Consider the following 26992-nt stretch of genomic DNA (forward strand, 5'->3'; position numbering starts at 1 on the left):
CACACCACCGTACATACGGTTCCGTATACGGCGGTTCATTTACAACACTGGAACTGCCTGTGCAACTCCAGCAGTGATATCAGACCTGCGCGTTCGAAGACTTTCTTCGTCAACGTTTGATTCATATGACTTGCCCCCGCGTTCCACCAGGGTCCGCGCTGGTTCGTCGCCGATATCCACGCCCTTTCTTCGCTCAGGCCGCCTCTCATCAGCATCCTTGCTCTTGCGTACGGCCTTTTCCAATGCCGCCACATCAGGCAACGCAGTTTACGGCGTATCCAGCTATCCAACTCTTCCAGTATCCCTTTGACTTCGGTCAGCCGGAAGTAACTTATCCATCCCCGCAGCACCGGCGCAAGACCGCTGATCACCGCTTTCAGCGCTTTTGAACAGTTTCCCGTCGTCAGGCTGCGGATTTTATCCTTCAGTCTGACCACGCTGCTCGCGGCTATTTTCAGTCTGGCCTGCCTGTGCCATGTCAGGCTATATCCCAGGAACTTGCGTTCCCAGGGCCTGGCCACCGCGCTTTTTCCTCGATTCACCGTCAACCGGAGATGCTTTTCCAGATACCGGCTTATCGAGTTCATCGCCTGTTCCCCCGCTCGTCGGCTGCTCACGTATATATTACAGTCATCTGCATAACGGCAGAACCGGTGCCCCCTGCGCTCCAGTTCACGGTCCAGGTCGGTCAACAGCAGGTTGGAGAGCAACGGCGATAACGGGCTGCCTTGCGGCATCCCTTCCCGCCGTTTTATTACCGCCTTGCCGCTGACCATGTCCGCTTCCAAATAGCGCCTGATGAGCTTGAGCAATCTTACGTCCTTGATCTTACGGCTCAACCTCGACACCATGATGTCGTGATTTACCCGATCAAAGAACTTCTCCAGGTCCATATCCACCACCCAGCGCCGGCCGCCTTGCACGTAGGCTTGTGCTTGGCGCACCGCCTGCCAGGCATTGCGGCCCGGTCTGAAGCCGTAGCTGGATTCGGAGAACTCAGGTTCATAAATAGGGGGTAAGGTGTTGCTGAATAGCCTGCTGGATAAGCCGGTCCACCACCGTGGGAATACCCAGGACCCTGACTCCGCCGTTAAGCTTGGGCAGTTCGACCCGGCGTATCGCCTGCGGCAGGTAGCTTCCGTCCAGCAGGGCCGCTTTCACCGTCGGCCAGTGCCGTTTCAGCCAGTCTTTAAGTTCGCCGACGCCCAGGTTATCTACCCCTGCCGCGCCTTTGTTCTCCAGGACCCGCTGATAGGCCAGCATCAGGTTGCTACGTGTTATCACCGCTTCGATTGACAAGGGTTGTTCCGCTTTCGTTTGCCCAGATTTCGCCGTGCGTGTTTCAGCACCCATGGCAGGCTCCGGCGAATACTGTTCGCTCCTTCCTGTCCGGGCCGCAGTACTCTGCGCTTGTGCCTCATCAATACCCATCGAGATAACCTGTCCTAATTGTCGCTACCGATGTAATTATGACCCACCTACCAATGTAAATCTGACCCACCTGGGGTAACAATGGCAGCTTTAAGAAGCTGCCCATGCTGACATTGGAGTTACGAGTGGAGATCGCAGTTCTTTTACGTCAGGGCATGTCTATACGCGGCATTGCTCGCCAGCTTTCCTGTTCCCGGCAGACCGTCCGCCGCTATATCCGTATGCAGGAGTCCCCGGCCAAGGCCAGCTACAAGGCCAGGGCGCCGAGGCCCGGCAAGCTTGACCCGTATAAGCCTTATATTCTTGAACGTGTGTACGCCGCCAGACCGCATTGGATACCTGGCAGCGTCATGCTCAGTGAGATACAACTTCGGGGATATTCCGGTGGCTACAGCATGCTTACCGCCTTTTTGCTCAACCTCAAGCAACAACCGGCTGACCCGGTGGTCCGTTTTGAGACCCAGCCCGGCGAACAGATGCAGGTTGATTTCACCGTGATAAGACAAGGCCGTCACCCGTTGTTGGCTTTTGTCGCCACCCTTGGCTGGAGCAGGGCAACCTTTGTACGTTTCTACGCCTGCCAGGATACCGCCGCTTGGTGTGATGGCATCGAGCAGGCGCTGTGCGCCTTTGGCGGTACACCGCAGCACCTTCTTTTTGATAACGCGAAGACCATTATCCTTGAACGCGATGTCTATGGCGTTGGCCGCCATCGGTGGAACCCGCCGCTACTGGCGCTCGCGGAGAAGTACGGTTTTACGCCCCGCGTGTGCCGGCCTTATCGCGCGAAGACCAAGGGTAAAGTTGAGCGATTCAACCACTATTTGAAGACCAGTTTTGTCGTTCCCCTGGCGACCACGTTTAAGCAGGCCGGTTTAGTCCTTGACGTGGATTCTGCCAACAGCCGTATCGGGCCATGGCTTACCACCGTCGCCAACGCCCGCAAGCATGGCACCACCGGCATTCCCCCCGAGCAGCGGCTACAGCAGGAGATTGACGTGCTGCTCCGTTGCCGCGCGAAGGCACAGAGGTACCGTTATCGGTTGATAACCGCCGGGTTTTGCCCCGTGAGAGTTTTCAACATCCGCTGTCGGTCTATCAGTCGCTGCTGGAGGTGAGGTCATGAGCCTTCAGCATCAGCGGATCAGCGAACTGTGCGAGTACTTTAAGCTTGACCGCATCGCCGCCGAGTGGCCTGGATTGGCACAGAAGACGCTGGATGATACCGGAACGTTCGGCGATTTTCTGGAGCAGTTGCTTCGCCTGGAGAATGACAGCCGCAACGAGCGGCGGCGCCAGACGCTGCTGCGCCTGTCGGGTTTGCCTGCGGTCAAGACGCTGGAGCAGTTTGACTTCAAGTTTGCCAGCGGCGCACCACGGGCACAGCTGCAGGAACTGGCTGGATTGGCGTTTATCGAAAGACAGGAGAACATCGTATTACTCGGGCCTTCCGGCGTTGGCAAGAGCCATTTGGCCTGCGCGTTGGCACATAAAGTCGCGATGGCCGGACTCAGCGTACGCTTCATTACGGCGGCGGATATGATGTTGCAACTGGTCGCCGCTCACCGTCAGGGCGATTTAAAAGGCTATTTAGGCCGGTGTGTCACCAAGCCCCGATTATTGGTGATCGACGAAGTGGGTTATCTGCCGTTCGGTAAAGAAGAAGCCAATTTATTCTTCCAGGTCGTGGCCCGCCGTTATGAAACAGGCAGCGTGATATTGACGAGTAACCTGCCGTTTACGCAGTGGTCTGGGACGTTTGGCGATGATGAGACGCTGACAGCGGCGATGTTGGATCGACTGCTGCACCATGCGCATATCGTCCAAATAACCGGCCAAAGCTATCGATTAAAAGACAAGCTCAAAAGTGGTCAGCTAAGGAAACCAACGCTGGCTGAACCACAACGATAATTCGTGGGGGGGTGGGTAACTTTTACTTTGGCATGGTGGGTCACAATTCAATCGGTATTGACACCTAATCACGGTTGTACATGTTCAGCCCTTCGCGATGCCGGTTTTGCACTGCTACTACGGCCTCGGCTGACTTCTGCACGTTCATCCCGTCGCCTCTCGGCGCGCGGTAGCACCAAGGCAAACGTGCAGATCTCCCGGGGTAATTCGCGCGACCTTCCTGCTTATACCTGTCGACTTTACGTTACAGCGTTCTGTGCAAGTATCGGGCTTTGACGATATAGGCGTAAGCGTAAAGCCAGCGCCGTCTGTTATATGGGCCCCAGGATGGGTAGGTTAGAGCTCCGTCTCATTTAGAAAGAGCTCTATTCATGGATAATCTCGCGAACTGGCGTAACGATCCCCGTAACGTCTATTCCAATGAATTTAAACTGCGCATGGTTGAATTGGCATCCCAGCCTGGTGCCAATGTTTCCCAAATCGCCCGCGAGAATAGCGTTGGCAGTAACCTTATCTTTAAATGGTTACGACTTTGGCAGCAGGAAGGTCGTATATCCCGGCGCCTGCCGGCCACGGTGACGTCGCCATCAAAACCGGCGTTATTGCCGGTTGAAGTGATACCCGAGTTGCCGACATCGGACACCGCTGTTGATAAAACCCGGCATTCCCGAGCAACATTACCCGCAGCAGTCAGCGCTCCATCCTGTTGTATCGAGTTCCGGTCCGGCAAAATGACGCTGGAAAATCTCTCCCCGGAACTGTTGACGGTTGTGCTTCGGGAACTGACCGGGAGTGCCCGAGGATGATCCCACTCCCCTCTGGAACCCAAATCTGGCTGGTTGCCGGCGTGACCGACATGCGAAAGTCCTTTAATGGTCTCGGTGAACAGATACAGCAGGCTCTCAATGAGAACCCTTTTTGCGGCCACCTGTTCATCTTCCGTGGCCGCCGTGGCGACATGGTGAAAATCCTTTGGGCGGATGCGGACGGTCTGTGTCTGTTCATTAAACGTCTGGAGCAGGGTCAGTTCGTCTGGCCGACGGTTCGCGACGGCAAAATCACGCTCACCCGGTCTCAACTGGCTATGCTACTGGACAAGCTGGACTGGCGCCAGCCTAAAACGACACGCCTTAACTCACTGACAATGTTGTAAAAAAATCACTGCTGCATTATAAAGGGGGGCATGAGTCAGGACTATCTCGCCCGTATCGCTGAACTGGAACGGCAGCTTCACCAAAAAGACCAGCAACTCAGTCTCGTTGAGGAGACTGAGGCCTTCCTGCGCCAGGCGCTGACGCGGGCGGAGGAAAAGGTAGAAGAGGAAGAACGTAAAAACGAACGCCTGCGCGCGCAGTTGGATAAGTTGCGTCGGATGCTGTTCGGTGCCTCCTCGGAAAAGCTGCTGCGTGAGGTTGACAACGCACAAACGGCACTCGAGCAGAGTGAACAGGACAGCGACCGGCGCACCGGCCGGGTGGATGACCCGCAGGTTCCCCGCCAGTTGCGTCACTCCCGGCACCGTCGCCCGCTTCCTGAATCTCTTCCCCGTGAGATAAACCGTCTGGAGCCCACAGAAATCTGTTGCCCGGAATGTGGCGGTCGGCTGGACTACCTGGGTGAAACGAGCGCGGAGCAGCTTGAGCTGATACGCAGCGCCCTGAAAGTTATCCGTACCGTCCGGGTGAAAAAAGCCTGTGTGAAGTGCGACTGTATCGTTGAAGCTCCAGCGCCAACGCGCCCCATCGATCGGGGCATCGCCGGTGCCGGTCTGCTGGCCCGCGTGCTGACCTCGAAGTATGCCGAGCATGTGCCGCTGTATCGCCAGACGGAAATCCTGGCGCGTCACGGTGTGGACCTGAGCCGGGCGCTGCTCGCGAACTGGGTGGATGCGTGCTGCCGTCTGATGGCGCCGCTGGAAGAAGCCCTTTACCACTACGTCATGGCCACCGGCAAACTTCATACCGATGACACGCCGGTGCCGGTACTGGCGCCAGGCAAGAAAAAGACCAAAACCGGTCGTCTATGGACCTACGTCCGGGATGATCGTAATGCCGGTTCATCAGATCCGCCGGCGGTCTGGTTCGCCTACTCGCCGGACCGGCAGGAAAACATCCCAAGCATCATCTTCGTGACTTCTATGGCGTGCTGCAGGCGGATGCGTATACCGGCTATGACCCGTTGTTCAGCGATGAACGCGAAGGCGGCCCACTCAAGGAAGCGGCCTGCTGGGCTCATGCCCGGAGAAAAATCCACGACGTGTATATCCGAACGAAAAGTGCGGGCACGGCGGAGGAAGCGCTGGTGCGTATCCGTGAACTGTATATCATCGAAGCCGAAATCCGGGGACTTGCGGCAGAGGAGCGACTGAAGGCACGGCAGGCGCGCAGCAAGCCGTTGCTGGTCTCACTGCATGACTGGATACAAGAAAAGATGCTGACGCTGTCGAAAAAATCGCGGCTGGGCGAGGCCTTCGGTTACGCGTTGAATCAATGGGATGCCTTGTGTTATTACTGCGAAGACGGTCTGGTGGAAATAGACAACAATGCGGCAGAGCGCACCCTGAGAGCCGTCACCCTGGGCAGAAAGAACTACCTCTTCTTCGGTTCAGATCATGGTGGCGACAGGGGTGCGATGCTGTATAGCCTGATCGGCACGTGCAAACTCAACGGCATCGATCCTGAAGCGTATCTGCGTCATGTCCTCAGCGTTCTGGCAGACTGGCCGATAAACCGGGTGGCAGAACTCCTACCCTGGAATGTGGATCTTACTGCGGAATAACAGTCAATACGGCGCTGGATATACGCTTACATATAGGCCGCCTTACCCCGCTGTAACGCCTGAGCCGCTTCCCGTTCGTCAGGCCAGCATTTTGCCTTCAGCTTCCTTCAGATCCCGCCTCGCGGTGGGCACCCTTGCCGTTCGGCTAGCACTTCCCCTTGCCGGGTGTGCAGAGGACTTACACCTCCAAGTCGCCCCTTGACCACCACGGTCAAGAGACAGCGCCCGTCAAGGCGCTACGCGCCATGCCCGGCGCACCCAAAAAAAACCCCGAACAGATGTTCGGGGCTTCTTATTGCAGTGGCGGTGCGGACGGGACTCGAACCCGCGACCCCCGGCGTGACAGGCCGGTATTCTAACCGACTGAACTACCGCACCACGATTCGGTACTACACCCAAACTTAACATTTGCGGGGTCAACGCATGTCATAAAACCGTTTGTGGTGCTTCACCAACGCCTCTCGTTACACTCGAGGTATCGGCCTTAATGGATGCCTGGCAGTTCCCTACTCTCGCATGGGGAGACCCCACACTACCATCGGCGCTACGGCGTTTCACTGCTGAGTTCGGCATGGGGTCAGGTGGGACCACCGCGCTAGTGCCGCCAGGCAAATTCGTTATCCAACCGTCATCTTTCAACGATGACCATTGGCCTTTATCCGGAACTTCGCTGAAAATTCTCTCATCGCCCTTGCGGACAACGCTCTCATCGCCCAAACACCTTAGGTGTTGTAAGGTTAAGTCTCACGGGTCATTAGTATCGGTTAGCTCAACGCATCGCTGCGCTTACACACCCGACCTATCAACGTCATCGTCTTTAACGTCCCTTCAGGTGGCCTAAAGCCACAGGGAAGACTCATCTCGAGGCAAGTTTCCCGCTTAGATGCTTTCAGCGGTTATCTCTTCCGCACGTAGCTACCGGGCAATGCCATTGGCATGACAACCCGAACACCAGTGGTGCGTCCACTCCGGTCCTCTCGTACTAGGAGCAGCCCCTCTCAATCTTCCAACGCCCACGGCAGATAGGGACCGAACTGTCTCACGACGTTCTAAACCCAGCTCGCGTACCACTTTAAATGGCGAACAGCCATACCCTTGGGACCTACTTCAGCCCCAGGATGTGATGAGCCGACATCGAGGTGCCAAACACCGCCGTCGATATGAACTCTTGGGCGGTATCAGCCTGTTATCCCCGGAGTACCTTTTATCCGTTGAGCGATGGCCCTTCCATTCAGAACCACCGGATCACTAAGACCTGCTGCACCTGCTCGAGCCGTCACTCTCGCAGTCAAGCTAGCTTATGCCTTTGCACTAACCTCACGATGTCCGACCGTGATTAGCTAACCTTCGTGCTCCTCCGTTACTCTTTAGGAGGAGACCGCCCCAGTCAAACTACCCACCAGACACTGTCCTCGACCCCGATTAGGGGCCGGAGTTAGAACATCAAACATTAAAGGGTGGTATTTCAAGGTTGGCTCCATAAGGACTGGCGTCCCTACTTCACTGCCTCCCACCTATCCTACACATCAAGGCTCAATGTTCAGTGTCAAGCTATAGTAAAGGTTCACGGGGTCTTTCCGTCTTGCCGCGGGTACACTGCATCTTCACAGCGAGTTCAATTTCACTGAGTCTCGGGTGGAGACAGCCTGGCCATCATTACGCCATTCGTGCAGGTCGGAACTTACCCGACAAGGAATTTCGCTACCTTAGGACCGTTATAGTTACGGCCGCCGTTTACCGGGGCTTCGATCAAGAGCTTCTCCTTGCGGATAACCCCATCAATTAACCTTCCGGCACCGGGCAGGCGTCACACCGTATACGTCCACTTTCGTGTTTGCACAGTGCTGTGTTTTAATAAACAGTTGCAGCCAGCTGGTATCTGCGACTGGCTTCAGCTCGGGGAGCAAGTCCTCCACCTAATGCCAGCGTGCCTTCTCCCGAAGTTACGGCACCATTTTGCCTAGTTCCTTCACCCGAGTTCTCTCAAGCGCCTCGGTATTCTCTACCTGACCACCTGTGTCGGTTTGGGGTACGATTCGATGTGACCTGGTGCTTAGAGGCTTTTCCTGGAAGCGTAGCATCAACCCCTTCACCACCGTAGTGGCTCGTCATCACGCCTCAGTGTTGATAAGAGAACGGATTTTCCTGTCCTCTCCACCTGCACGCTTGAACCGGGACAACCGTCGCCCGGCCGGTCTAGCTTTCTCCGTCCCCCCTTCGCAGTCACACCCAGTACAGGAATATTAACCTGTTTCCCATCGACTACGCCTTTCGGCCTCGCCTTAGGGTCGACTCACCCTGCTCCGATTAACGTTGAACAGGAACCCTTGGTCTTCCGGCGAGCGGGCTTTTCACCCGCTTTATCGTTACTTATGTCAGCATTCGCACTTCTGATACCTCCAGCAACCCTCACAGGCCACCTTCTCAGGCTTACAGAACGCTCCCTACCCAACAATACCCGAAGGTATCGCTGCCGCGGCTTCGGTGCATGGTTTAGCCCGTTACATCTTCCGCGCAGGCCGACTCGACCAGTGAGCTATTACGCTTTCTTTAAATGATGGCTGCTTCTAAGCCAACATCCTGGCTGTCTATGCCTTCCCACATCGTTTCCCACTTAACCATGACTTTGGGACCTTAGCCGGCGGTCTGGGTTGTTTTCTTCACGACGGACGTTAGCACCCGCCGTGTGTCTCCCGTGATAACATTCTTCGGTATTCGCAGTTTGCATCGGGTTGGTAATCCGGGGTGGACCCTAGCCGAAACAGTGCTCTACCCCGAAGATGAATTCACGAGGCGCTACCTAAATAGCTTTCGGGAGAACCAGCTATCTCCCGGTTTGATTGGCCTTTCACCCCAGCCACAAGTCATCCGCTAATTTTTCAACATTAGTCGGTTCGGTCCTCCAGTTAGTGTTACCCAACCTTCAACCTGCCCATGGCTAGATCACCGGGTTTCGGGTCTATACCCTGCAACTGTGCGCCCAGTTAAGACTCGGTTTCCCTACGGCTCCCCTATGCGGTTAACCTTGCTACAGAATATAAGTCGCTGACCCATTATACAAAAGGTACGCAGTCACCCCGATTTCTCAAGGCTCCCACTGCTTGTACGTACACGGTTTCAGGTTCTGTTTCACTCCCCTCGCCGGGGTTCTTTTCGCCTTTCCCTCACGGTACTGGTTCACTATCGGTCAGTCAGGAGTATTTAGCCTTGGAGGATGGTCCCCCCATCTTCAGACAGGATATCACGTGTCCCGCCCTACTCATCGAACCCACAACCTCTGCACCTTCGGATACGGGGCTATCACCCTCTGTCGCCGGACTTTCCAGACCGTTCTCCTGATGCAAAAGCTGATGGTGGTTCTGGGCTGTTCCCCGTTCGCTCGCCGCTACTGGGGGAATCTCGGTTGATTTCTTTTCCTCGGGGTACTGAGATGTTTCAGTTCCCCCGGTTCGCCTCATTGCGCTATGGATTCACGCAATGATAGTGCAACGAATTGCACTGGGTTTCCCCATTCGGACATCGCCGGCTAATAACGCTTCATATCAGCTTACCGACGCTTTTCGCAGATTAGCACGTCCTTCATCGCCTCTGACTGCCTAGGCATCCACCGTGTACGCTTAGTCACTTAACCTCACAACCCTAAAGTGTTTGTTCTGTCCGACCGGCTGCACGACTACATGGCCGCGTTGCTTCGGTACTCGAAATCCTCATGGACATACAGTCCACTCCGGTTTCTCCGTGCCGGGCGCCTTGCCCTGCAGTCGTTCGCTCAGTCTTGCTTCGGCGCGGCCTGTTACGAACATCGCCAGCGTTGGACAGAGGCTGTTATCGACATAACAGCATTCTAGGTTTGCTTGCTTTGAGAGACTCGCATACTGATTTTGCTCAGCATGTTTTTTCAAATTTTCAGCTTGTTCCGGATTGTTAAAGAGCAGTATTTCGCAGCATACTTAACACGCGTTCACCCGCAGGCGTCGCCATATCAGTGTGCTCTGAAATAATTAAAGAAAAACCAGACAATCTCTCATTTCGCGGCGCGAAATGGTGGAGCTAAGGGATCGAACCGCTGACCCCTGCGTGCAAAGCAGGTGCTCTCCCAGCTGAGCTATAGCCCCAAGTCGTTTCTCACCTTTTAGTAACGAATTGCTTTTTTCAACGCCGAAAGCCGCGCATCAATAATGAATACGAAGCCTTTTCTTTTGAGAGAATTCAACTCGATAGCCCATTCGTTTCCAGGCAAGGCGTGGGGTCACGAAGTTTATAATAATAAACGAGTGGCGCCGCAACGCAGCATGGGAAGGAATGGTAGGCCTGAGTGGACTCGAACCACCGACCTCACCCTTATCAGGGGTGCGCTCTAACCACCTGAGCTACAAGCCTATAGAAGGTTTTTCTTGCTCAATACTGTTATCAGACAATCTGTGTGGACACGTCACTCGACGCGTATCTTTCGGTAAGGAGGTGATCCAACCGCAGGTTCCCCTACGGTTACCTTGTTACGACTTCACCCCAGTCATGAATCACAAAGTGGTAAGCGCCCTCCCGAAGGTTAAGCTACCTACTTCTTTTGCAACCCACTCCCATGGTGTGACGGGCGGTGTGTACAAGGCCCGGGAACGTATTCACCGTGGCATTCTGATCCACGATTACTAGCGATTCCGACTTCATGGAGTCGAGTTGCAGACTCCAATCCGGACTACGACGCACTTTGTGAGGTCCGCTGGCTCTCGCGAGTTCGCTTCTCTTTGTATGCGCCATTGTAGCACGTGTGTAGCCCTACTCGTAAGGGCCATGATGACTTGACGTCATCCCCACCTTCCTCCGGTTTGTCACCGGCAGTCTCCTTTGAGTTCCCACCATTACGTGCTGGCAACAAAGGATAAGGGTTGCGCTCGTTGCGGGACTTAACCCAACATTTCACAACACGAGCTGACGACAGCCATGCAGCACCTGTCTCACAGTTCCCGAAGGCACATTCGCATCTCTGCAAATTCCTGTGGATGTCAAGAGTAGGTAAGGTTCTTCGCGTTGCATCGAATTAAACCACATGCTCCACCGCTTGTGCGGGCCCCCGTCAATTCATTTGAGTTTTAACCTTGCGGCCGTACTCCCCAGGCGGTCGATTTAACGCGTTAGCTCCGAAAGCCACGGCTCAAGGCCACAACCTTCAAATCGACATCGTTTACAGCGTGGACTACTGGGGTTTCTAATCCTGTTTGCTCCCCACGCTTTCGCACCTCAGTGTCAGTATCAGTCCAGGTGGTCGCCTTCGCCACTGGTGTTCCTTCCTATATCTACGCATTTCACCGCTACACAGGAAATTCCACCACCCTCTACCATACTCTAGCTTGCCAGTTTTGGATGCAGTTCCCAGGTTGAGCCCGGGGATTTCACATCCAACTTAACAAACCACCTACGCGCGCTTTACGCCCAGTAATTCCGATTAACGCTTGCACCCTCTGTATTACCGCGGCTGCTGGCACGGAGTTAGCCGGTGCTTCTTCTGCGGGTAACGTCAATGATTGAATCTATTCAACCCAACCCCTTCCTCCCCGCTGAAAGTGCTTTACAACCCGAAGGCCTTCTTCACACACGCGGCATGGCTGCATCAGGCTTGCGCCCATTGTGCAATATTCCCCACTGCTGCCTCCCGTAGGAGTCTGGACCGTGTCTCAGTTCCAGTGTGGCTGGTCATCCTCTCAGACCAGCTAGGATCGTCGCCTAGGTGGGCCGTTACCCCACCTACTAGCTAATCCCATCTGGGTTCATCCGATGGTGTGAGGCCCTAAGGTCCCCACTTTGGTCTTGCGACGTTATGCGGTATTAGCTACCGTTTCCAGTAGTTATCCCCTCCATCGGGCAGATCCCCAGACATTACTCACCCGTCCGCCGCTCGCCGGCAAAGTAGCAGCTACTTTCCGCTGCCGCTCGACTTGCATGTGTTAGGCCTGCCGCCAGCGTTCAATCTGAGCCATGATCAAACTCTTCAATTAAAAGCTTGATGCTCAAAGAATCTACTGTTTCATTCATTACTGAATTAACTGGTAAACACTCTAAGACTTGTATTGTTGTGTTTCGATACGGTCTTGTGAGTGCCCACACAGATTGTCTGATAAATTGTTAAAGAGCATGGCCGGGGAGGTCTAAATCTCACCTGGCGCGGGTTGCGTATATTACGTTTTCCCGCTGAAGAGTCAAGCTTTTATTTGTTTTAACAAAGCGCTTTTCCCTTCCCGACCCGGTCCGTCGCAGCGGTTAATCCCGGTCAGTGGAGGCGCATTATAGGGACTTCCCGAGGCGAGACAAGCACTATTTTCAAAATAAAGTTTAGTTGCTCATTATTAAACCGGATAGTTTCTCGGTAACGCTCTAAAGCAGCCGGGGATGCTTTCACGGCAGCGCTTATTGGCGTTTATCCTTATCCCGATAAAAAAGCCTCGGGGTTAAACCCCCGGGGCTTTTGAAGGCATCAAGCCGGCGCAATGATAAAAGCCGGCGGACGTTTTATTGCACGGCGACGATATGGCCGTCTTTTACATCCATGGTGATAGGCTTGCCGGGTATCAGCTTGCCGGACAGCATCTGCTGCGCCAGCGGGTTTTCAATTTCCTGTTGGATAGCCCGCTTCAGCGGCCGTGCGCCGTAAACCGGATCGAACCCGGTCTGGCCCAGCAATTCCAAGGCCGCGGGCGTCAGCGTCATGCTATAGCCGCGATCGTCCAGGCGTTTGTACAGCCGCTGCAGCTGAATCTGCGCAATGAGGGTGATATGTTCCCGCGCCAGCGGATGGAATACCACCACCTCATCAACCCGGTTGATAAACTCCGGCCGGAAATGATGACTGACCACGCCCAGCACCATTTCTTTCATTTCCTGGTAATTCATTTGGCCGAAGCGTTCCTGGATAACATCCGAGCCCAGGTTGGAGGTCATGATGACCACGGTATTACGGAAATCCACCGTTCGGCCTTGTCCGTCGGTAAGGCGTCCGTCATCCAATACCTGCAGCAGGATATTGAAGACATCCGGGTGCGCCTTTTCAATTTCGTCCAGCAGGATCACCGAATAGGGACGCCGGCGAACGGCTTCCGTCAGATAGCCGCCCTCTTCGTAGCCGACATATCCCGGAGGCGCGCCCACTAAACGGGACACCGAATGTTTTTCCATAAACTCGGACATGTCGATACGCACCATGGCGTCATCGCTGTTGAAAAGGAACGTGGCCAGCGCCTTGCATAACTCCGTCTTGCCGACGCCGGTGGGGCCGAGGAACATGAACGACCCGATGGGCCGATTGGGATCCGCCAGGCCGGCGCGGCTGCGCCTGATGGCATTGGCAACGGCTTCCACCGCTTCGTTCTGGCCGATGACCCGCTGATGGAGTTCTTCTTCCATCCGCACCAGTTTATCCCGCTCGCTTTCCAGCATGCGCGATACCGGTATGCCGGTCCAGCGCGCCAGCACTTCGGCTATTTCAGCGTCGGTGACGCGGTTACGCAGCAGGCGCATGGTTTTACCCTCGGCCTGGGATGCCGCCGCCAGCTGCTTTTCCAGTTCCGGAATTTTGCCGTACTGCAATTCGGACATGCGCGCCAAATCCCCGACCCGCCGGGCCTGTTCAATGGATATCTTCGCCTGTTCAAGTTCGGCCTTCAGATTTTGCGTGCCGGATAGCGAGGCTTTTTCCGCTTTCCACTCTTCTTCAAGTTCGGAATACTCCCGCTCTTTTTGCGACAGCTCCTCGTTGAGCATTTCCAGCCGTTTAATACTGGCATCGTCTGATTCTTTCTTCAGCGCCTGCTGCTCCAGCTTTAACTGGATGATGCGCCGTTCCAGCCTGTCCAGCGGCTCCGGCTTGGAATCTATCTGGATACGGATGCTGGAAGCCGCCTCGTCAATCAGGTCGATGGCTTTATCTGGCAACTGCCGATCCGAAATATACCGGTGCGACAGCGTCGCCGCGGCGACGATGGCCGGGTCGGTTATTTGCACATGGTGATGCAGTTCATAACGCTCTTTCAGGCCGCGCAGAATGGCGATGGTATCTTCCACGCTGGGCTCGGCGACAAATACCTTCTGGAACCGCCGTTCCAGCGCGGCATCCTTTTCGATGTACTGACGGTATTCGTTCAGGGTGGTAGCGCCGACGCAATGCAGCTCACCGCGCGCCAGGGCGGGTTTGAGCATATTGCCGGCATCCATCGCGCCGTCGGCTTTGCCGGCGCCCACCATGGTATGCAGTTCGTCGATAAACAGGATGATATGCCCTTCCTGCTTGGACAGATCGTTAAGCACGCCTTTCAGCCGCTCTTCGAATTCGCCGCGATATTTGGCGCCGGCCACCAGCGAACCCATATCCAGCGACAAAACCCGGCTGTGCTTCATCCCTTCCGGGACCTCGCCGTTCACGATACGCTGCGCCAGGCCCTCGACGATGGCGGTTTTACCTACGCCGGGTTCGCCTATCAATACCGGATTGTTTTTGGTGCGCCGCTGCAATACCTGGATGGTGCGGCGGATTTCCTCGTCACGGCCGATGACCGGGTCGAGTTTGCCCTGCTCCGCCCGCTCGGTGAGATCGATGGTGTATTTCTTCAATGCCTGCCGCTGATCCTCGGCGCCCTGATCGTTCACGTTGTCTCCGCTGCGCATTTGTTCGATGGCCTGGGTGATTTTTTCCGGCGTGGCGCCGGCTGATTTCAGCAAATCCGCCAGCGTGCCGCGGGACTCGAGGGCCGCCGGCACGAACAGTTCGGAGGCGATGAAAGTGTCTGAGCGTTTTTGCGCCAGCTTGTCGCACAGATTCAACACCCTGACCAGATCGGCGGAGGGCTGGACGTCGCCGCCGGTGCCCTCAACCTGGGGCAGCCGTTCAATCGCCTGCTCAATGGCGGTGCGCAGCGGCACGGGATTGACGCCGGCGGATTGCAGCAGCGGACGTACCGTGCCGCCTTCCTGGTTGAGCAGCGCCTGCATGACGTGTAAAGGTTCGATGAATTGATTGTCGCGCCCAAGCGCAAGGGACTGGGCATCGGCGAGGGCAAGCTGGAATTTATTGGTAAGACGATCCAGACGCATAACTCCTCCCATATTGGTCAAAATTGCTACTGGAGATTAAATAAGGTCGTTTATTTAAAATTCAAGGATATTTCGCCAAACATTGGGAAAATCTTTGTTATCCACCATGGATCGTCTTGGTAAGAGAGATTATATCAGCCAGACCAAACTTGCCATACGTCCGGTGATTCCATCGCGCCGATAGGAGAAAAATGTTGATGCTTCGAACACAGTGCAGTGGTCGCCGCCGGAAATCTGGCCGATACCGGCGCCCGATAACCGCAAACGGGCCAGGTGGTAGATATCGGCAAGGTATTTTTCGCCATGGGGAACAAATGCCTCGCCGGCTTGCGGATCTTGTGAAACGAACGCTTCGCGGACTTCAGGACCGACTTCAAATGACCGCGGACCGATGGCCGGTCCCAGCCAGGCCATGATATCGGCGGGATCCGACTGAAAACGGGCCAGCGTTTGCTCGAGAATACCGGCGCATAATCCGCGCCAGCCGGCATGGGCCGCCGCCACCTCGATGCCTGCGCGATCGCAAAACAGTACCGGCAGGCAATCGGCGGTCATGACGGCGCAAACCTGACCGACGGCGCGCGTGTAGGCGGCATCGGCCCGCGGCGGCGCGGCGGCGTTGCCGCAGCTTTCGTTGATGACCGCCACATCGGTGCCATGTACCTGCTCCAGCCAGTTCGGCGAGGCGGGCAACTGTGCCATTACCTCCAGGCGCCGGCGGTTTTGCGCTACCGCCGCCGGGCTGTCCCCCACATGCAGACCGAGGTTCAGCGAGGCATAGGGCGCCGGGCTGATACCCCCCGGACGCGTAGTGGAATAAGCCCGTACGTTGGCCGGAGCGGGCCAGTGGGGAATCAGCAGGGAATCCATGGTTAATCCATCTGATCCGCGAAGGTTTCGCTATCCGCCTTCATGACGGCGATTAATTCCACCATATCCTGCGGCAGCGGGGCGAACCATTCCATTTCAATGCCGGTGACGGGATGGTACAGCCGCAGCCTGGTGGCATGCAGCGCTTGGCGATCAAAGCCGCGCAGCATATTCACAAACTCTTCCGAGGCGCCTTTAGGGGGACGGGGGCGGCCGCCATAGAGCGGATCCCCAACCAGCGGATGGTTGATAAAGGCCATATGAACGCGTATCTGGTGGGTACGTCCGGTTTCCAGCCGCAGCCGCAGCCGGGTATGGGCGCGGAAATGCTCCATGATGCGGTAATGGGGTCACCGCCGGTTTGCCCATGGGATGCACCGCCATATGGGTACGCTTGGTGGGATGGCGGGAAATGGGCTGCTCCACCGTGCCGCCGGCGGTCATGGTCCCCATGGCCACCGCTTCGTATTCACGGGTGATTTCCCGCGCCTGCAATGATTCCACCAGCCGGGTTTGCGCCGGTACGGTTTTTGCCACCACCATCAGACCGGTGGTATCTTTATCCAGCCGATGTACGATACCGGCCCTGGGCACTTCGGCAATGGCGGGATAATAATGCAGCAGCGCATTCAGAATGGTACCGTCGGCATTGCCCGCTCCCGGATGCACCACCAGATCCCGGGGTTTATTTATCACCAGGATATCGTCGTCTTCATACACGATATTCAGCGCGATATCCTGCGCCGCCCAGCGGGTCTCTTCCTCGATAATCGCGTCGATTTCAATGGCTTCGCCGCCAAGAACCTTTTCTTTGGGCGTAGCGGTCACGTTTCCGTTCACCCGGACCCGGCTGTCGAGGATCCAGATTTTTATACGGGAGCGAGAATAATCAGGGAACAATTCGGCCAAAGCCTGATCTAACCGTTGCCCAAGTTGTGATTCATTCACCATCGCGGTGAGGAGTTGTTGTTGTGCCATATGCAGCTTCTTCGTTATCGTTGGGTTTTCACGGCAATGCCGTTTAGAATTATGCTATTGTAGCTGGTCTCATTCGGGAGCTTAACGGACAGTCTCCCGGAATAACACTCTGAGGATAAGCAAAACGTCATGATGCGTATGAAATATCTGGTGGCAGCAGCCACATTGAGCCTGATGCTGGTCGGTTGCTCCAGTTCCAAGGATGCCGTTCCTGATAATCCGCCCTCCGAGCTGTACAGCACCGCACAACAGAGATTACAGGACGGCGACTATAAAGGAGCCATCAAAGAACTGGAAGCACTGGATAACCGTTATCCCTTCGGTCCTTACGCGCAGCAGGTTCAGCTTGATTTGATTTATGCCTATTACAAATCGGCGGATCTCACGTTGGCCCAGGCCTCCATCGATCGCTTCCTGCGTCTGAACCCGACACATCCGAACGTCGATTACGTCCTGTATATGCGTGGTCTGACGGATATGGCGCTGGATGACAGCATGATTCAAGGGTTCTTCGGCATCGATCGTTCCGACCGCGATCCGGAACATGCCCGTGCGGCTTTCCGGGACTTCACCCAATTGATTCGCGGCTATCCTAGCAGCCAGTATGCCACGGATGCCAATAAACGTCTGGTTTATCTTAAAGACCGGCTCGCCAACTACGAGCTGGCGGTGGTGCGTTTTTACACCCGTCGCGGCGCCTATGTGGCGGTTGTCAACCGGGTCGAGCAGATGATGGTTGATTTCCCTGATACCCAGGCAACCCATCAAGCATTGCCGTTAATGCAAAACGCCTATGAAGAGCTGCGACTGCCCGGCCAGGCTGACAAGGTAGCGAAGATTATCCAGGCCAATCCCGCCTGAACCTCGCCTATATGAAGGTAAAACGGCAGCCAAGGCTGCCGTTTTCGTTTGTCGCCATGCGCCGGCCACAAGAATCCATCTGAATCATCTTATCGATAATGACCGATCCGCCGGCAACTCTCAAGCCCCATTGTCCTTTTCTGAGACCGGTTCACAAAACCCTTAGCCTCTGTTGAACCGCCGATAAAAAGTGATCTTTATCACACTTTTTGCCCTTCGAGAGGGTATGCTGGCATTACGTAGACGGGAAAACACAGAGAGGCAGTGATATGATTATCAATATTACCAGCAAACAAATGGAAATCACCCCGGCCATTCGTCAACATGTGGAAGAACGTCTGGCAAAGCTCGCCAAGTGGCAGACGCAATTGATAAACCCTCATATAATCCTCTCAAAACAACCGCAGGGATTTGTGGCTGACGCCACATTGAACACGCCAAACGGTCCGCTTGTAGCCAGCGCCGGTAACTTGGATATGTATGCCGCCATTAATGAGCTGATAACCAAGCTGGAACGGCAGCTCAATAAAGTGCAGCATAAAGGCGAAGCCCGCCGCGCCACCGAATGCGTCAAGATCAACAACAACCTGGCGGTTTTCTAACCGATAGGGGCGGCCCGGGAGGATTTCTCCCGCCGCATAACGGTTCATACCCCACAACGCGCCGTAACGGCGCGTTTTATATTGACAGAATGAAAAGCCAGCGGTTACTGTAAACACTCCAAAAGATCACTAAGCCGATACTATGCACATGACCCCGTTTTTCTTCGCCTTCTTTTTTACCTTCCCCTGAACGGGAGGCAGCTCGTCATGTGAGAAAGAATGCGAAGACGAACAAAAAGCCTCCTGACAACAGGGGGCTTTTTTTATTACGGCGTGAAAGGTAACCAAACATATGAGTGACAACCCATTATTAGCGCTACGGGAGCGCATCAGCGCGCTGGATTTGAAACTATTGTCGCTGCTGGCGGAAAGACGCGAGCTGGCGCTGGAGGTCGCGCGCAACAAATTGACCACTCACCGGCCCATTCGCGATAAAAGCCGTGAGAGCGATATGCTCGGACATTTGGTGGAAGAAGGCAAAAAACGCAATCTCGACGGGTTTTATGTCACGCGCCTGTTCCAGCTGATTATCGAGGATTCGGTGCTGACGCAGCAGGCATTGTTGCAATCGAATTTGAATCAGACCATTGAACGCTCGGCGCGCATTGCCTTTCTCGGACCGAAGGGCTCCTACTCCCATTTGGCCGCGCGGCAATACGGAGCGCGTTATTTCGATCAGGTGGTAGAGTGCGGCTGCCTGAAATTCACCGACATTGTGCAGATGGTGGAAACCGGTCAGGCCGACTACGGGGTGCTGCCCATTGAAAACAGCAGTTCCGGTTCAATCAACGATGTTTACGATCTGTTGCAGCACACCAATTTGTCATTGGTGGGGGAACTGACCAATCCTATCGATCACTGCATGCTGGTGGCCGGCGAGAGCACCCTGGAGCAAATCGAGGTGGTGTACAGCCATCCGCAGCCCTTCCAGCAGTGCAGTCAATTTATCGCCCGCCATCCGCAGTGGAAAATTGAATATTGCGAAAGCACCGCCGCTGCCATGGAAAAAGTGGCGGCGCTGAATTCACCCAAAGCGGCCGCCCTTGGCAGCGGTCCCGGCGGAGCGTTGTACGGTTTGCAGGTGCTGGAGCAGAATCTGGCCAATCAGCAGCAGAACTTCACGCGTTTTATTATTCTCGCCCGTAAAGCCATCGAGGTTTCGGAGCAGGTGCCGGCTAAAACCACCTTGATTATGGCCACCGGCCAGCAATCCGGCGCGCTGGTGGAAGCGTTGCTGGTGCTGCGTGATCACGGCATCGTGATGACCCGCCTTGAATCACGCCCCATTAACGGCAACCCTCGGGAAGAGATGTTTTATATCGATGTGCAGGCTAACCTGCGCGATGGGGCGATGCAAAAAGCCCTGACGGAATTACTGGCCATTACCCGTTCCCTTAAAGTTCTGGGCTGCTATCCCAGTGAGAATGTGGTACCGGTGGATCCCAGTTAGCCGCATAGCCAAGGGCATTGAGGTTGCCTGCGGCATTAAGTCCGGAAATAGCCGGGCAATCGATAATCGGGAGAACCGCTTACGCGGTGCTCCCTAACCCGGCATCGGGGCACTGGCAACCGTTGCAGTAGATATGACGATGGGCGGCATTTGACACTGCCGCCCACCAAGACCTACCGGCGCTACCGGCGGCTGTCGTTGGCCTGGCGCAGCAGCAGGCGGCTCTCCTCCAGGAAACGTTGCGCATAGCTGCCGAACCAGCGTTCGATTTTTTTGAAACGGGCAATAAAAGCGTCTTTATCACCTTGTTCCAACAGCGTAATGGCTTCGCCAAAACGCTGATAATAGCGTTTGATTAGCGCCAGGTTGCTTTCGGAAGACATGATGATATCGGCGTAGAGCTGCGGATCCTGGGCGAATAAGCGGCCAATCATGGCCAATTCCAGCCGGTAGATGGGGGATGAGAGCGCCAGCAGCTGCTCCAGCTGGACATTCTCTTCCGCCAGATGCATACCGTAGGCAAAGGTGGCGAAATGACGCAGCGCCTGGATAAAGGCCATATTCTGGTCATGTTCCACCGCGCTGCTGCGGTGCAGGCGCGCGCCCCAGACCTGTATTTGCTCCAGCAGCCATTGATAGGCCTCCGGCTGCCGGCCGTCGCAATAGACCACCACCTGCTTTGCCAGGCTGCCGCTGTCGGGACCGAACATCGGGTGCAGCCCCACGACCGGGCCGGGATGAGCCGCCAGCATCGCTTGCAGGGGCGCATTTTTTATCGATGCGACATCAAGCAAAATGCAGTCTTCCGGCAGCGGCGGCAGGCGTTCGATAACCTCCACGGTGAGATGGATGGGCACGCTGACAATAACCATGCCCGCATCCGCCAGCAGAGACTCCGCCCGGGGCCAATCCTCCTGCTCCAATATTCTGACCTGATAGCCTGACAGCCCAAGCATCTTTTCAAACAGCCGCCCCATCTGCCCCCGGCCGCCGACGATCACCACCGGACGCAAATGGGGGCAAAGGGTCTTGAACCCTTTGTCGTTTTCGTGGCTGTAAGACTCGCGCATGACCCGTCTTAACACATCTTCAATCAAATCGGGGGGAACCCCCTGCGCTACGGCTTCATCGCGGCGTGACGCCAGCATGGCCGCTTCGCGGTCCGGTGCATAGATAGGCAAGCCGTAGCGGCTTTTAACCTCGCCCACCTCTGCCACCAGTTGCAGGCGCTTGGCCAGCAATGCCAGCAGCGATTTGTCCACTTCATCAATTTGATCGCGTAATGCGTTCAGCTCGGCAACCATACGTCTTATTCTCCCGACAATCGTCCTGTCAAAACGTCGCGCAACTCATCGTGCATCTGTCGTAACAGTGTATCGGTACTTTGCCAGTTGATACAGGCATCCGTGACCGAAACGCCGTATTGCATCTCGCTGCGCGGTTGATCGGATGATTGATTGCCTTCATTGATATGGCTTTCCAGCATCAGGCCGATGATGGAACGGTTTCCTTCCTTGATTTGCGACAGTACCGACTGTGCCACTTCCGTCTGGCGGCGGTAGTCTTTATTAGAATTGCCGTGGCTGCAATCAATCATCAGGGCCGCGTTCAAACCGGCTTTGGCCATTTGCAGCTCGCAGTCGAGAATATCTTCGCGATGGTAGTTAGGCTGTTTGCCGCCGCGCAGGATAACGTGGCCGTCCGGATTGCCCCGGGTTTGCAACAGGCTCACCTGCCCCGCCTGATTGATGCCTAAAAAACGGTGCGACATGGCGGCGGCGCGCATGGCATTGATGGCGGTGGCCAGACTGCCGTCGGTGCCGTTTTTAAACCCCACCGGCATCGAAAGCCCCGACGCCATTTCCCGATGGGTCTGCGATTCGGTGGTCCGCGCCCCGATGGCCGACCAGCTGAACAGATCGCCGACATATTGCGGACTATTGGGATCCAATGCTTCGGTGGCCAAAGGCAGGCCCAGGCGCACCAGTTCCAGCAACAGGCCGCGGGCCATTTTCAGCCCGGCTTCAACTTCAAACGACCCGTCCATGTACGGGTCGTTGATAAGCCCCTTCCAGCCCACGGTGGTGCGCGGCTTTTCAAAATAGACCCGCATGACGATAAAGAGCTGGTCGCTTAATTCTTCTGACAGCGCTTTAAGACGACGGGCGTAATCCAGGGCGGAATCGGGGTCGTGTATGGAACAGGGACCGCAGACTACCAGCAGGCGCGGATCCCGGCCGTGTATGATATCGGCAATGGTTTGACGGGACGCGGCGATGGACTGCTGTTCCTGCCGGGTCAAAGGTAGCTGCCGTTTCAGTTCTTCCGGGGTAATCATCACCTGCTCGTCGATGATATGCACATTATTGAGCGCGTCTTTTGCATGATACTGTCCTGACCCATATTGCCTTGCCAAAGTTTCTGACGGTAAAGGTTATCTGGCTGAAGATTGCCGATGAAAGAGAGTTAACGCAAAATAACCCTTCAGCAATGAACCATGCCGTATATCGTAAAGTCATCACCCGCCGTCAGCGTATGGCACATACGATACCACAGCACGTAAAGTTTTCAATCCATAAGTGTAAATATAATAGTACTACCTGTACCCATTTTTGACACGCGGCAAATCAAGGATTGGATCACGTGGGCAATAACCAATATCGCCCCATACAATATAAATAAATCAATATATTACACAGCGATAAAATCGAACTGCGCTGCGGAAAACAAGGATTTCACGGCATTTGTCGGCGCTACAATAGAAGCAAGTGTAAATATTAATTTACAGTAAAAAGTACACGCAATTTACGCTTATGGGATAGAGGGGAAATAGTTAATGCAAGGGTACGACGGCCGCCCTACCGGTTGTCAAACACACCCCGGACAGCCTCTGCGTCCGCGAAAACCTGTCGCATAATACCGGGTTACCTCCTATCATAAACCATAACCATCCCGCATTAAGGTCCGGTGCCAATGAAAAAACCCGCCCTATGCACCCTGCTGTTTCTCCTGACAGGTTGTGGCCTGACAGGTTGTGGATCGACGTCTCCACCGCCGTCCACGGGATCGGGTGGTTCACAATGGTATCAAGCGGGTTATCACGATGCATTGGCGGGGAAAATCGTGCGCGACAATAATACGCTGGCTGAATGGTACGGCAACCCGCAAATCGACCGCGATGATTATTTGAAGGGTTATAGCTCGGGACAGGCTGAGATCTGCCAGCCGGACAAGATGTTGGCCTTAGGGAAGCAAGGGCGAAAATTTCCCGCGGCTTGCGACGGCGCCAGCGATGCGGATCAACTTAGAGAGCAATGGCAAAAAGGCCGGGATAAAATGTCACCCTAGGCTGCCAATAGCCCTTGTGTACAACAAAGGGCCTTTACCGCCGTTTCACGCCAGTGAATTGACGTAAAAAAAGTCGGCCCTTAGGCCGACCTTGATAACTTTTTGCTTTCGGATGTTGCGAAAGCGTACGCTTAGCCAAGGCGCTCTTTGATACGAGCGGACTTACCGGTACGTTCACGCAGGTAATACAGTTTGGCCTGACGAACGGCACCACGGCGTTTAACTGTTATGCTGTCGATAACCGGTGAGTGCGTCTGGAAAACACGCTCTACACCTTCGCCGTTGGAAATTTTGCGAACAGTGAATGCAGAATGCAGACCGCGGTTACGAATAGCGATAACCACGCCCTCGAATGCCTGCAGACGTTTTTTAGTACCTTCAACAACCCATACCTTGACTTCCACGGAATCGCCCGGACGGAATGCAGGTACGTCCTGCTTCATCTGCTCTTCTTCAATCTGTTTAATTATGTTGCTCATAATAGGTCTCTTACCCTAGATAAACTGAGTGTTCGGGTTGTCAGCGACAAAGCTGCCATACCCCTATTAGTGTTGTCGCTCAAACTGATATTCCCGTTGGAATTCAGTCAGCAACTTTGCTTGCTCGTCAGTCAGAGCTAGGCTTTCCAGAAGTTCAGGTCTTCTAAGCCATGTGCGGCCCAGCGACTGTTTCAGGCGCCAGCGACGAATTTCAGCATGGTTGCCCGACAGCAATACCGGCGGAACTTCCATGCCTGCCAACACCTCGGGACGGGTATAGTGAGGACAATCCAGCAACCCCTCGGCGAATGAATCCTCCGCCGCCGATGCCTCGTGTCCCAGCACCCCGGGAATAAACCGGGAAACGGCGTCAATCAACGCCATGGCGGCCAGTTCGCCGCCGCTGAGCACATAGTCGCCAATTGACCATTCTTCATCAATTTCGGTGGCTATCAGGCGCTCGTCTATACCTTCATAACGGCCGCACACCAGGATTAACTTCCGGTTAGCGGCCAGCTCGCTCACACCTTGCTGATCGAGCTTGCGTCCCTGGGGGGAGAGATAAATCACCTTCGCCCCTTCGCCTGCCTTGTTTTTCGCCTCGTGAATCGCATCCCGTAAAGGCTGCACCATCATCAGCATGCCCGGTCCGCCGCCGTAAGGGCGTTCGTCCACGGTACGATGCCGGTCATGGGTGAAATCACGCGGACTCCAGCACTGCATATCCAGCAGGCCGTTTTTTACTGCCCGGCCGGTTACCCCGTAATCAGTAATCGCGCGGAACATTTCGGGAAACAGGCTGATTACCCCAATCCACATAACACATTCCACCCAGTATCACTGCTTGACATTCGGGGTCAAAAATTCGGATCCCATTCAACCTCGATGATATGAGCGTTGAGATCGACATTCTTGATAACCTGCCCGTCGAGGAACGGAATCAATCGCTCCTGCATGCCGAAGGCATCTTTCAGGTTGGCCTTCACCACCATCACATCATTGGAGCCGGTTTCCATCATATCGATGACATTGCCGAGCTGATAACCCGAGGTGTTCACTACCTGGCAACCCATAAGGTCTTTCCAGTAATAATCACCCGCTTCCAGCGGCGGCAATTGCGTTGAATCGACGACGATTTCACAATTCGTCAGCAGACTCGCGGCTTCCCGGTCTTCCATGCCTTTGATCTTTATGATCAAATCCTGATTGTGGTGTTTCCAGCCTTGCAGCTCAAGCTGCTGCCACTCGCCGCCCCGTTTGATAAACCAGGGCTGGTAGTCAAAAATACTTTCGGATTCTTCAGTGGAAGAAAACACTCTGAGCCAACCGTGAATACCATACGTCGACCCCAATTTACCCAGAACAACGGGCTTGGTGGGAATAGCGGTAAGGAGTTGTTTGCTCATAACGACCACCGCGACAGATTAAGCCGCTTGCTTAGCATCTTTGATCAGCGCGCTAACGCGATCGGAAACAGTTGCGCCCAGGCCGACCCAATGTTGGATGCGATCCAGATCCAAACGTAGGGTTTCTGCCTGACCGGTTGCGATCGGGTTGAAGAAACCAATACGTTCAATAAAGCGACCATCACGCGCATTGCGGCTATCGGTCACGACGATTTGATAGAACGGGCGTTTTTTTGCGCCGCCACGTGCCAAACGAATTGTTACCATAACATCCTCTTTAGTGAATAAAACAACCGGGCCCCATCGAGGAACGGGGTCCGGTTGCCGTATAAAAAGCCCCAAAATATTACTCGTTTTGGAGCAAAAAGCAATCTCTATACCCAATAGATTTCGAGTCGCGACAAGGCGGCAACGCGAAAGATGAAGGGTATACAGCTAGCGACCGGGGAATCCGGGCGGCATCATACCCTTCATGCCGCGCAGCATTTTCGCCATTCCCCCCTTCTTCATCTTCTTCATCATACGCTGCATATCGTCGAACTGTTTGAGCATACGGTTGACATCCTGAACCTGCAGCCCGCAGCCGCTGGCGATACGGCGTTTACGCGAGCCTTTGATAATCTCCGGCTGCGCGCGCTCCTTAAGCGTCATGGAATGGATGATGGCCTCCATGCGGGTCAAGACGCTGTCGTCCATTTGCGATTTCACATTGGCCGGCAGCTGGCCTACCCCCGGCAGCTTGCTCATCATGCTGGCCATGCCGCCCATGCTGCGCATTTGTTTAAGCTGATCGAGAAAATCGGTTAAATCGAAGCCATCGCCTTTTTTCAGCTTATTGGCCAATTTTTCAGCCTGGGCGCGGTCTACCTTGCTTTCGATATCCTCAATCAGCGAGAGAACATCCCCCATGCCGAGGATGCGGCCGGCGATGCGGTCAGGATAGAACGCTTCAAGGGCCTCGGTTTTTTCGCCGACCCCCATGAATTTAATCGGTTTGCCGGTGATTTGACGAATGGACAGTGCGGCGCCGCCGCGGGCGTCTCCGTCAACCTTGGTCAGTATCACGCCGGTGAGCGGCAGCGCCTCGTTAAAGGCCTTGGCGGTGTTGGCGGCATCCTGGCCGGTCATGGCGTCCACCACAAACAGCGTTTCCACCGGCTTGATGGCTGAGTGGATCTGTTTGATTTCGTCCATCATGGCTTCATCGACGTGCAAGCGACCGGCGGTATCCACCAGCAGAACATCGTAGAATTTCAGCTTCGCGTGCTGCAACGCCTGGTTAACGATATCCAGGGGACGCTGTCCCGCGTCTGACGGGAAAAAATCCACCGCGACGGCCTGGGCCAAGGTTTCCAGCTGTTTAATCGCCGCCGGACGATAAACGTCCGCCGAGACCACCAGGACTTTCTTTTTGTGCTTCTCGCGCAGGTATTTCCCGAGCTTCGCCACGCTGGTGGTTTTACCGGCACCCTGCAGGCCCGCCATCAGCACCACGGCCGGCGGTTGGGCGGCCAGATTGAGCTCGTTGTTCTCGGCCCCCATGGCGGTGACCAGTTCGGTGCGGACGATTTTGACGAATTCCTGACCCGGCGTCAGGCTTTTGTTCACTTCCTGCCCGAGCGCGCTTTCCTTCACCCGGTTGATGAAATCACGCACCACGGGCAAAGCCACATCGGCTTCCAGCAGCGCCATGCGCACTTCACGCAGCGTTTCTTTGATATTGTCTTCTGTCAGGCGGCCCCGGCCGCTGATATTGCGCAATGAACGGGATAACCGATCGGATAAATTTTCAAACATCGT

19 protein-coding genes, 3 tRNA genes, 3 rRNA genes, 3 pseudogenes and 1 other annotated feature are annotated in these 26992 nt (G+C 55.1%); of the genes and pseudogenes, 10 read left to right on the forward strand and 18 right to left on the reverse strand.

Going from position 1 to position 26992, the window contains the following annotated elements; all coding sequences use genetic code 11:
* Positions 1–35: 35 nt before the first annotated feature.
* Entirely contained in the window at positions 36–1010 is a 975-nt protein-coding gene (locus GTU79_RS22240; protein ID WP_253073687.1) for a reverse transcriptase domain-containing protein, read from the reverse strand.
* On the reverse strand, positions 1003–1353 hold the full coding sequence (locus tag GTU79_RS30750; RefSeq protein WP_253073400.1) for a reverse transcriptase family protein: 351 nt from the start codon (positions 1351–1353) through the stop codon (positions 1003–1005). Before GTU79_RS30750 ends, GTU79_RS22240 begins: the two co-directional genes overlap by 8 nt.
* A gap of 182 nt (positions 1354–1535) precedes the next feature.
* Between GTU79_RS30750 and istA the strand changes: the two are divergent.
* The 5 genes and pseudogenes from istA (at position 1536) to tnpC (ending at position 6120) form a co-directional block, all read left to right on the forward strand.
* A pseudogene (gene istA / locus GTU79_RS22245) lies at positions 1536–2557 on the forward strand (IS21 family transposase).
* On the forward strand, positions 2554–3342 hold the full coding sequence (istB, locus tag GTU79_RS22250) for an IS21-like element helper ATPase IstB (protein ID WP_203520367.1): 789 nt from the start codon (positions 2554–2556) through the stop codon (positions 3340–3342). The pseudogene istA and the gene istB overlap by 4 nt, the downstream one beginning before the upstream one ends.
* 371 nt (positions 3343–3713) lie before the next feature.
* Complete coding sequence (locus GTU79_RS22255) at positions 3714–4148, forward strand: transposase (RefSeq protein ID WP_203520361.1); 435 nt, start codon at positions 3714–3716, stop codon at positions 4146–4148.
* Positions 4145–4495, forward strand: a complete 351-nt coding sequence (tnpB, locus tag GTU79_RS22260) for an IS66 family insertion sequence element accessory protein TnpB (protein WP_203520359.1) — start codon at positions 4145–4147, stop codon at positions 4493–4495. Before GTU79_RS22255 ends, tnpB begins: the two co-directional genes overlap by 4 nt.
* 30 nt (positions 4496–4525) lie before the next feature.
* Positions 4526–6120: pseudogene (gene tnpC / locus GTU79_RS22265) on the forward strand (IS66 family transposase).
* A 301-nt stretch (positions 6121–6421) separates the two neighbouring features.
* Here the strand turns inward: tnpC and GTU79_RS22270 are convergent.
* The 9 genes and pseudogenes from GTU79_RS22270 to rluD all read right to left on the reverse strand — a co-directional run bounded on the left by GTU79_RS22270 (position 6422) and on the right by rluD (position 17046).
* Positions 6422–6498: transfer RNA gene (locus tag GTU79_RS22270), tRNA-Asp, on the reverse strand.
* Between the two features lie 115 nt (positions 6499–6613).
* Positions 6614–6729, reverse strand: a 5S ribosomal RNA gene (gene rrf / locus GTU79_RS22275).
* Between the two features lie 124 nt (positions 6730–6853).
* Positions 6854–9751: ribosomal RNA gene (locus tag GTU79_RS22280) — 23S ribosomal RNA — on the reverse strand.
* A 411-nt stretch (positions 9752–10162) separates the two neighbouring features.
* A tRNA-Ala gene (locus GTU79_RS22285) sits at positions 10163–10235 on the reverse strand.
* A gap of 188 nt (positions 10236–10423) precedes the next feature.
* Positions 10424–10500 (reverse strand) — tRNA-Ile (locus GTU79_RS22290).
* 74 nt (positions 10501–10574) lie between these two features.
* A 16S ribosomal RNA gene (locus GTU79_RS22295) occupies positions 10575–12113 on the reverse strand.
* Together the 16S, 23S and 5S rRNA genes with 3 tRNA genes alongside form the textbook arrangement of a ribosomal RNA operon.
* 511 nt (positions 12114–12624) lie before the next feature.
* Positions 12625–15198, reverse strand: coding sequence for an ATP-dependent chaperone ClpB (gene clpB / locus GTU79_RS22300; RefSeq protein WP_203524807.1), 2574 nt, complete (start codon positions 15196–15198; stop codon positions 12625–12627).
* A 129-nt stretch (positions 15199–15327) separates the two neighbouring features.
* Positions 15328–16068: a purine nucleoside phosphorylase YfiH gene (gene yfiH, locus GTU79_RS22305; RefSeq protein WP_203524808.1), complete on the reverse strand. Its 741-nt coding sequence runs from the start codon at positions 16066–16068 to the stop codon at positions 15328–15330.
* A 2-nt stretch (positions 16069–16070) separates the two neighbouring features.
* Positions 16071–17046, reverse strand: a pseudogene (gene rluD / locus GTU79_RS22310) (23S rRNA pseudouridine(1911/1915/1917) synthase RluD).
* Positions 17047–17175: 129 nt separating this feature from the next.
* Between rluD and bamD the strand changes: the two are divergent.
* The 4 genes from bamD (at position 17176) to pheA (ending at position 19959) form a co-directional block, all read left to right on the forward strand.
* Positions 17176–17907 carry an outer membrane protein assembly factor BamD gene (gene bamD, locus GTU79_RS22315; protein WP_203524809.1) on the forward strand — a complete coding sequence of 244 codons (732 nt, stop codon included), beginning with the start codon at positions 17176–17178 and terminating at the stop codon, positions 17905–17907.
* A gap of 269 nt (positions 17908–18176) precedes the next feature.
* Positions 18177–18509 carry a ribosome-associated translation inhibitor RaiA gene (gene raiA, locus GTU79_RS22320; protein ID WP_203524810.1) on the forward strand — a complete coding sequence of 111 codons (333 nt, stop codon included), beginning with the start codon at positions 18177–18179 and terminating at the stop codon, positions 18507–18509.
* A gap of 141 nt (positions 18510–18650) precedes the next feature.
* Positions 18651–18776 (forward strand) — a sequence feature (Phe leader region).
* Positions 18652–18699: a pheA operon leader peptide PheL gene (gene pheL, locus GTU79_RS22325; RefSeq protein ID WP_132928019.1), complete on the forward strand. Its 48-nt coding sequence runs from the start codon at positions 18652–18654 to the stop codon at positions 18697–18699. (Overlaps the previous feature by 48 nt.)
* Positions 18777–18801: 25 nt before the next feature.
* On the forward strand, positions 18802–19959 hold the full coding sequence (gene pheA, locus GTU79_RS22330) for a bifunctional chorismate mutase/prephenate dehydratase (protein ID WP_203524811.1): 1158 nt from the start codon (positions 18802–18804) through the stop codon (positions 19957–19959).
* A 182-nt stretch (positions 19960–20141) separates the two neighbouring features.
* Here the strand turns inward: pheA and tyrA are convergent, their stop codons facing one another.
* Together tyrA and GTU79_RS22340 are read right to left on the reverse strand one after the other, a co-directional pair.
* Positions 20142–21263: a bifunctional chorismate mutase/prephenate dehydrogenase gene (gene tyrA, locus GTU79_RS22335; protein WP_132926232.1), complete on the reverse strand. Its 1122-nt coding sequence runs from the start codon at positions 21261–21263 to the stop codon at positions 20142–20144.
* Positions 21264–21268: 5 nt separating this feature from the next.
* Positions 21269–22297, reverse strand: a complete 1029-nt coding sequence (locus tag GTU79_RS22340; RefSeq protein WP_214514180.1) for a 3-deoxy-7-phosphoheptulonate synthase — start codon at positions 22295–22297, stop codon at positions 21269–21271.
* Positions 22298–22932: 635 nt separating this feature from the next.
* Between GTU79_RS22340 and GTU79_RS22345 the strand changes: the two genes are divergently transcribed.
* On the forward strand, positions 22933–23307 hold the full coding sequence (locus tag GTU79_RS22345; RefSeq protein ID WP_214513382.1) for a DUF2799 domain-containing protein: 375 nt from the start codon (positions 22933–22935) through the stop codon (positions 23305–23307).
* Between the two features lie 131 nt (positions 23308–23438).
* Here GTU79_RS22345 and rplS read toward each other — a convergent pair whose 3' ends face one another.
* The 5 genes from rplS to ffh form a co-directional block, all read right to left on the reverse strand.
* Complete coding sequence (gene rplS / locus GTU79_RS22350) at positions 23439–23786, reverse strand: 50S ribosomal protein L19 (RefSeq protein WP_132926226.1); 348 nt, start codon at positions 23784–23786, stop codon at positions 23439–23441.
* 66 nt (positions 23787–23852) lie between these two features.
* Positions 23853–24605: a tRNA (guanosine(37)-N1)-methyltransferase TrmD gene (trmD, locus tag GTU79_RS22355; protein WP_132926224.1), complete on the reverse strand. Its 753-nt coding sequence runs from the start codon at positions 24603–24605 to the stop codon at positions 23853–23855.
* Positions 24606–24643: 38 nt separating this feature from the next.
* On the reverse strand, positions 24644–25192 hold the full coding sequence (gene rimM, locus GTU79_RS22360; protein WP_203524814.1) for a ribosome maturation factor RimM: 549 nt from the start codon (positions 25190–25192) through the stop codon (positions 24644–24646).
* An 18-nt stretch (positions 25193–25210) separates the two neighbouring features.
* Entirely contained in the window at positions 25211–25459 is a 249-nt protein-coding gene (rpsP, locus tag GTU79_RS22365) for a 30S ribosomal protein S16 (RefSeq protein WP_132926220.1), read from the reverse strand.
* A 168-nt stretch (positions 25460–25627) separates the two neighbouring features.
* A complete protein-coding gene (ffh, locus tag GTU79_RS22370) occupies positions 25628–26989 on the reverse strand; it encodes a signal recognition particle protein (RefSeq protein ID WP_132926218.1) in 1362 nt (453 codons plus the stop codon).
* Positions 26990–26992: the final 3 nt, after the last annotated feature.

Source organism: Sodalis ligni, from assembly GCF_016865525.2.
GTDB lineage: Bacteria > Pseudomonadota > Gammaproteobacteria > Enterobacterales > Enterobacteriaceae > Acerihabitans > Acerihabitans ligni.